This is a genomic window from Streptococcus sp. k-628, from assembly GCF_013277475.1.
In the GTDB taxonomy this organism is placed as follows: domain Bacteria; phylum Bacillota; class Bacilli; order Lactobacillales; family Streptococcaceae; genus Streptococcus.
On record NZ_VMMZ01000067.1, the window covers coordinates 1 to 4,770 of the forward strand.

Below are 4,770 nucleotides of genomic sequence, written 5' to 3' on the forward strand. Positions count from 1 at the left end.
CAAACTAGGAAGCTAGCCGCAAGCTGTACTTGAGTACGGTAAGGCGACGCTGACGTGGTTTGAATTTGATTTTCGAAGAGTATTAACATTCGAAAGGAGAGGCATCATGGCTAGAACGGTTGTAGGAGTTGCTGCAAATCTATGTCCTGTAGACGCAGAAGGCAAAAACATTCATTCATCTGTATCTTGTAGATTCGCAGAGAGTATTCGTCAAGTCGGTGGTCTCCCTTTAGTCATTCCTGTTGGTGATGAGTCAGTTGTACGCGATTATGTGGAAATGATTGACAAACTTATCTTAACAGGCGGTCAAAATGTCCATCCTCAGTTTTATGGAGAGAAAAAGACTATCGAGAGTGATGATTATAATCTGGTCCGTGATGAATTTGAATTGGCTCTCTTGAAAGAAGCGCTTCGTCAGAATAAACCAATTATGGCAATCTGTCGCGGTGTTCAACTTGTCAATGTTGCCTTTGGTGGAACCCTCAATCAAGAAATCGAAGGTCACTGGCAAGGACTACCTTTCGGGACATCTCACTCTATTGAGACAGTGGAAGGAAGCGTGGTGGCTAAGCTATTTGGAAAAGAAAGTCAGGTCAACTCGGTCCATCGTCAAAGCATTAAAGATTTGGCCCCTAATTTCCGTGTAACCGCTATTGATCCAAGAGACCAAACCATCGAAGCGATTGAGTCTATCGATGAACACCGCATTATCGGTTTGCAGTGGCATCCAGAATTTCTGGTTAATGAAGAAGATGGCAATTTAGAATTATTTGAGTATTTGTTGAATGAACTATAACGACTGGAACATCTGGTCGTTCTTTCTTTTATTATTTCAAAATTTTTAGAATATGGCATTTTTACGCAAACGTTTGAATTCTGATAAAAATTGGAGAAATTCGACAAAAAACTTGAAAAAAACGAAGGTAAGCGTTATGATAGAAAAGAAGAAATATTGGAGGAATAACATGTCACATATTAAATTTGATTATTCAAAAGTTTTAGACAAATTTGTTGCACCACATGAAGTGGAATACATGCAATCACAAGTAACAGCAGCAGATGAATTGATCCGTAAAGGAACTGGTGCTGGTAGCGACTTCTTAGGATGGTTGGACCTTCCTGAAAATTACGACCGCGAAGAATTTGACCGCATCTTGAAAGCTGCTGAGCAAATCAAATCAGACAGCGATGTTTTGGTTGTTATCGGTATCGGTGGATCTTACCTTGGTGCCAAAGCAGCAATCGACTTCTTGAACCACCACTTTGCTAACTTGCAAACAAAAGAAGAACGCAAGGCTCCACAAATCCTTTACGCAGGAAACTCAATCTCATCTACTTACCTTGCTGACTTGGTAGAGTATGTTGCAGACAAAGACTTCTCAGTAAACGTGATTTCTAAATCAGGTACAACAACTGAACCAGCTATCGCTTTCCGTGTTTTCAAAGAACTCTTGGTTAAGAAATACGGACAAGAAGAAGCCAACAAACGTATCTATGCAACAACTGACCGCCAAAAAGGTGCGGTTAAGGTTGAAGCAGATGCTAACGGTTGGGAAACATTTGTTGTTCCAGACGACATCGGTGGACGCTTCTCAGTATTGACAGCAGTTGGTTTGCTTCCAATCGCAGCATCAGGAGCTGATATCAAAGCTCTTATGGAAGGCGCTAACGCAGCTCGCAAAGACTACACTTCAGATAAAATTTCTGAAAACGAAGCTTACCAATACGCAGCAGTTCGTAACATCCTTTACCGTAAAGGCTATGCAACTGAGATCTTGGTAAACTACGAGCCATCACTTCAATACTTCTCAGAATGGTGGAAACAATTGGCTGGTGAATCAGAAGGAAAAGACCAAAAAGGTATCTACCCAACTTCAGCCAACTTCTCAACTGACTTGCACTCCCTTGGTCAATTTATCCAAGAAGGAACTCGTATCATGTTTGAAACAGTTGTCCGTGTTGACAAACCTCGCAAGAACGTGATTATCCCTAGCTTGGAAGAAGACCTTGATGGACTTGGTTACCTTCAAGGAAAAGACGTTGACTTTGTAAACAAAAAAGCGACTGATGGTGTTCTTCTTGCCCACACAGATGGTGATGTACCAAACATGTATGTGACTCTTCCAGAGCAAGACGCCTTCACTCTTGGTTACACTATCTACTTCTTCGAATTGGCTATCGCCCTTTCAGGTTACTTGAATGCCATCAACCCATTTGACCAACCAGGTGTTGAAGCTTACAAACGTAACATGTTTGCCCTTCTTGGAAAACCAGGATTTGAAGAATTGAGCAAAGAACTTAACGCACGTCTATAATAGAAGAAAAGAGTGGTTTGTCCACTCTTTTTACTCTCTTTATCCATAGAAATTGGACTCAGCCAAGACTTGTGATATAATATAGAGAGCAAAAAGGCAGACGCCTAGAGACTTTATAGGAGAAACTATGTCAAAAGATATCCGCGTACGTTACGCACCAAGTCCAACAGGACTACTACACATCGGAAATGCTCGTACAGCATTGTTCAACTACCTTTACGCACGTCATCATGGTGGAACTTTTATTATCCGTATTGAAGATACTGACCGTAAACGTCATGTCGAGGATGGGGAACGTTCACAGCTTGAAAACCTTCGCTGGTTAGGCATGGATTGGGATGAAAGCCCAGAAACACATGAAAACTACCGCCAGTCTGAGCGTTTGGACTTGTATCAAAAATACATCGACCAATTGCTAGCTGAAGGAAAAGCCTACAAATCTTATGTTATAGAAGAAGAGTTGGCAGCTGAACGCGAACGCCAAGAAGCAGCTGGCGAAACACCACGCTACATCAATGAATACCTTGGTATGAGTGAAGAAGAAAAAGCAGCTTACATCGCAGAACGTGAAGCAGCAGGGATCATCCCAACGGTTCGTTTGGCTGTCAATGAGTCAGGTATCTACAAGTGGTATGATATGGTCAAAGGTGATATCGAATTTGAAGGTGGCAATATTGGTGGTGACTGGGTTATCCAAAAGAAAGACGGTTACCCAACTTACAACTTTGCCGTTGTCATCGATGACCATGATATGCAAATTTCTCACGTAATCCGTGGAGATGACCACATTGCTAATACACCAAAACAGCTCATGGTTTATGAAGCACTTGGTTGGGAAGCTCCAGAGTTTGGTCACATGACCTTGATTATCAACTCTGAAACTGGGAAAAAATTGTCTAAACGTGACACCAACACCCTTCAGTTTATCGAAGACTACCGTAAAAAAGGCTATTTACCAGAAGCGGTCTTTAACTTTATCGCCCTTCTTGGTTGGAACCCAGGTGGAGAAGATGAAATCTTCTCTCGTGAAGAACTCATTAAACTTTTCGATGAAAACCGCCTGAGCAAGTCTCCAGCAGCCTTTGACCAGAAGAAACTCGACTGGATGAGCAATGATTATATCAAGAATGCAGACCTAGAAACTATCTTTGAAATGGCAAAACCATTCCTAGAAGAAGCAGGCCGATTGACTGATAAGGCTGAAAAATTAGTTGAGCTCTATAAACCACAAATGAAATCAGTAGATGAGATTATCCCATTGACAGATCTCTTCTTCTCAGATTTCCCAGAATTGACAGAAGCAGAGCGCGAAGTCATGGCGGGGGAAACAGTCCCAACAGTTCTTGAAGCCTTCAAAGCAAAACTTGAAGCGATGAGAGATGATGAATTTGTAACAGAAAATATCTTCCCACAAATCAAAGCTGTTCAAAAAGAAACCGGTATTAAAGGGAAAAATCTCTTCATGCCAATTCGTATTGCTGTTTCAGGTGAAATGCATGGACCAGAATTGCCAGATACTATCTTCTTGTTAGGTCGTGAAAAATCAATCCAGCATATCGAAAGTATGTTAAAAGAAATCTCTAAATAAGAAGGGCACAATAATGGACATCTGGGAAAAGATGTACGAAGAAGCACAGAAGCTATACGATCCACATGAAGTATCTGATTTTGTTTATGCCAACCATGTTGTAGCGGCAGTAGAAGCAGAAGATGGACAAATATTTACAGGATTCTGTATGGAGGGAACCTGTGGTGTTTTCCATCTCTGCGCAGAACGGGCGGCACTCTTTAATATGTATCAATTTTCAGGACAAACTAAGGTTAAGAAAGTATTAGCCTTTCGAGATAAACCACCTTATGGTGGAAGTTCAGGAATGCCCTGTGGTGCTTGCAGAGAATTCCTCTTAGAGATGAACGCTGAAAATAAAGATGCAGAATTCATGATGGACTACGATACAAGAAAGACAGTGAAAGTCGCAGAACTAATCCCCTATTGGTGGGGAGAAGAACGTGCTTCTAAGTTTAATGAACAATAGAAGAGTCAGTACAATTCTGGCTCTTTTTACTATAATTTGAAAAACTGTACTTGAAAAAATTAAAAAAATTAGAAAAAGGTGTTGACAAAGTTTGAAAAGCCTGTATAATAGTAAGAGTTGAAAATAACAACTCTGGTCCGTTGGTCAAGGGGTTAAGACACCGCCTTTTCACGGCGGTAACACGGGTTCGAATCCCGTACGGACTATAGTATGTTGCAGATGGAACACTTGATGAAAAAAAGTTTTAAAAAGTTTCAAAAAAGTGTTGACAAGCGAAAGTGGTTGTGATATACTAATACAGTTGTCGCTTGAGAGAAGCGAGTGACAAAGACCTTTGAAAACTGAACAAGACGAACCAATGTGCAGGGCACTACAACTAAGGTTGTAGTACTGAACAATGAAAAAACAATAAATCTGTC

General features: G+C 41.0%; 4 protein-coding genes and 1 tRNA gene. All 5 read left to right on the forward strand.

Annotated features, from left to right (window positions below; translation table 11 throughout):
- Positions 1-106: 106 nt before the first annotated feature.
- Positions 107-796 (forward strand): gamma-glutamyl-gamma-aminobutyrate hydrolase family protein, encoded by a 690-nt coding sequence (locus tag HT730_RS08055; protein WP_000124770.1) that lies wholly within the window; start codon positions 107-109, stop codon positions 794-796.
- Between the two features lie 169 nt (positions 797-965).
- Entirely contained in the window at positions 966-2,315 is a 1,350-nt protein-coding gene (locus tag HT730_RS08060; protein WP_000018268.1) for a glucose-6-phosphate isomerase, read from the forward strand.
- Between the two features lie 127 nt (positions 2,316-2,442).
- Positions 2,443-3,903, forward strand: coding sequence for a glutamate--tRNA ligase (gltX, locus tag HT730_RS08065; protein WP_173307292.1), 1,461 nt, complete (start codon positions 2,443-2,445; stop codon positions 3,901-3,903).
- A gap of 13 nt (positions 3,904-3,916) precedes the next feature.
- On the forward strand, positions 3,917-4,351 hold the full coding sequence (locus HT730_RS08070; RefSeq protein WP_000355897.1) for a cytidine deaminase: 435 nt from the start codon (positions 3,917-3,919) through the stop codon (positions 4,349-4,351).
- 134 nt (positions 4,352-4,485) lie between these two features.
- A tRNA-Glu gene (locus HT730_RS08075) sits at positions 4,486-4,557 on the forward strand.
- Positions 4,558-4,770: the final 213 nt, after the last annotated feature.

Excerpts from the sequence above, each read along its gene's own strand:
- HT730_RS08055 (WP_000124770.1), top strand. The coding sequence starts at position 107 with ATGGCTAGAACGGTTGTAGGAGTTGCTGCAAATCTATGTCCTGTAGAC.
- gltX (WP_173307292.1), top strand. The coding sequence starts at position 2,443 with ATGTCAAAAGATATCCGCGTACGTTACGCACCAAGTCCAACAGGACTA.
- HT730_RS08070 (WP_000355897.1), top strand. The coding sequence starts at position 3,917 with ATGGACATCTGGGAAAAGATGTACGAAGAAGCACAGAAGCTATACGAT.
- HT730_RS08060 (WP_000018268.1), top strand. The coding sequence starts at position 966 with ATGTCACATATTAAATTTGATTATTCAAAAGTTTTAGACAAATTTGTT.